The sequence below is a fragment of the Christiangramia lutea genome (genome assembly GCF_022489035.1).
Lineage (GTDB): Bacteria > Bacteroidota > Bacteroidia > Flavobacteriales > Flavobacteriaceae > Christiangramia > Christiangramia lutea.
Window position 1 is genome coordinate 1 of record NZ_JAKVTV010000019.1, and the last position, 2,001, is coordinate 2,001.

Sequence of the window (2,001 nt, forward strand, 5' to 3'; positions counted from 1 at the left end):
TAATAGCCGTATGTAATAAGCTCCTGAAACAGGCATTTGCCATCGCCAAATCAGGAACCTATTACCAAGAAAATTATTTATCGAAATTAGCTTAAAAGGACTTGGATTTTACCTTAGTTCTTTGTTGTAAGCTGGCAGCCAGGATAATCATTTTAGAAATCGTAGAACATTATCTTCTTTGAATTTATATTTTTCACCGTCAAATAATAATTTCTCGGTTTCGTATTTATCTTTTTTTATGTTTTTTCCTTCAATACTATCATCTTCATTTTTTTCAATCACTTTTTCGTAAGTAAACTTTTTTGTTATAAACAAATCGAAAAGGCCGTGGGTTTTACTTTTCATTCTTTCAACTGACTTGTGAAGAATTTCAATTTCATAATTTCCTGCACAATTCGATTCTCCATGGGATTCTCTAATTGGATAATTTTCTAAGACTCTATTTAACTTATTATTCGTTAAAGTAAATATTGAAATTTTTTGTTTAGAATAAATAGTTGCACAACTTCTTACCGATTCTTCGGTTATAACCCCAATGCCAATATTCTGAGTAGATAATTTTATTGGATTCTTTAAAATATAAGATGGAGAAGGTTGTACAGCTTCTTTATCATAATAAGAATCTGAATCATCTAATTGAGCTAATACTTTTCCATTAGAATTCTTAGCCAATAAATATTTGGTTGTATATAAATTTCCATCCTCCGTGTTTTTAAGGATGTATTGTATAGCAAAGAATGTTGTGTCCGATTGAAAGCTTACTGAATTTGATTTATTTACATAGATATCGGAAAATTCCAATTCTGAATTATCACAAATCTTATGAAGTAATTCGATGTTTAAGGTATCCGAATATTCCCTTTCCCCATATTCTTTAAAAAGTTTTTGAGAATAGCTATTAAAACTAATAAAGATTATAAAGTATAATATTCTATACGATTTCATTATTGTCTGCTGCTTGCTTACAACGGTCTCGGCTATCGCCAGTTGCGGGAGTTGGGACGCGGAGTTGTCGGTTTATTTGTTTTATTTCCTGGTTTCTAAAATTACACTTTTTCGATGATACCCGTTATTGGCGATGAGCCGTTGTTGGCAAGCGTTATTTAATATCCCAAACTAATAAGATATTCTCAGAGTAAACTATGTCTTTAGGAGTAAATCCTTTTATAATGGAATTATCTATCGTAGAAACAACTTCTGCTACTCCATTATTTCTATTATATAATCTCATACCGGAATTATAATTTGTACCATATTTAATTTGTTTAATTTTGATTAGATCAATATTGGATGCTGAACTTATTAATTCAGCTTTTTCAATTGCATCTCTAGTAGCTAATTTTATGATCTGCTTTTGAACATTTTCTTTCAATGAATCTGATAACTTAAAGTTGAAGTTCAAATTAAATTCTGTACTGCTTTTTGAGAACTGATCTAATATTTTAGTAATGTTTTTTTGGTCATTTTTAAATTCAAGTTGAATTTGTTGGGTGGCTTTATATCCACTATCAATACTTTTATTATTTCGATAAACTCTATTCTTTCTTACATTGAAATCGTCAGTTCTAATAGAAGATTGCTTAAATCCGATTTTTTTCAATTGTTCAGTTATATCTTGAGATTTACTATTTAATCCGTTGATAGATTTACTAAAATCAAGATTAATATTATCAATTGTGATATTCAATATTCCTGTATCTGGGGTAATTGAAACTTTTGCAAATCATACGACTTCAATTGTTTTAGATTGTTTGTCATCTTGAGCACTTGAAATGGAAGTAATAAGACAGAAAAGTAAGATGTAAATTTTATTCATTGTTCGTATTTTTTTAATGCTTGCCAACGGTCTCGGTTATCGCCAGTTGGCGGAGTGCGGGACGCGGATTTGTCGGCTTAGTATTGGTTCGTTGGTCAATTTAATTATTTTCTTTCTAACGCTGCCGCTTATTGGCGATGAACCGTCTTAAGTTTAATTTCTCTAAATTTTGAATGTATAACCAG

The 2,001-nt window shown here is 30.1% G+C and carries 2 protein-coding genes; both read right to left on the reverse strand.

All coding sequences use genetic code 11. The features are described from left to right. Positions 1 to 147: 147 nt before the first annotated feature. Positions 148 to 945, reverse strand: coding sequence for a PA3715 family protein (locus ML462_RS15935; RefSeq protein WP_240714827.1), 798 nt, complete (start codon positions 943 to 945; stop codon positions 148 to 150). Positions 946 to 1,099: 154 nt separating this feature from the next. After that, complete coding sequence (locus ML462_RS15940; RefSeq protein WP_341481596.1) at positions 1,100 to 1,708, reverse strand: SIMPL domain-containing protein; 609 nt, start codon at positions 1,706 to 1,708, stop codon at positions 1,100 to 1,102. Positions 1,709 to 2,001 lie beyond the last annotated feature (293 nt).

Coding starts and splice junctions, on each gene's coding strand:
- ML462_RS15935 (WP_240714827.1), bottom strand. CDS start 945: ATGAAATCGTATAGAATATTATACTTTATAATCTTTATTAGTTTTAAT.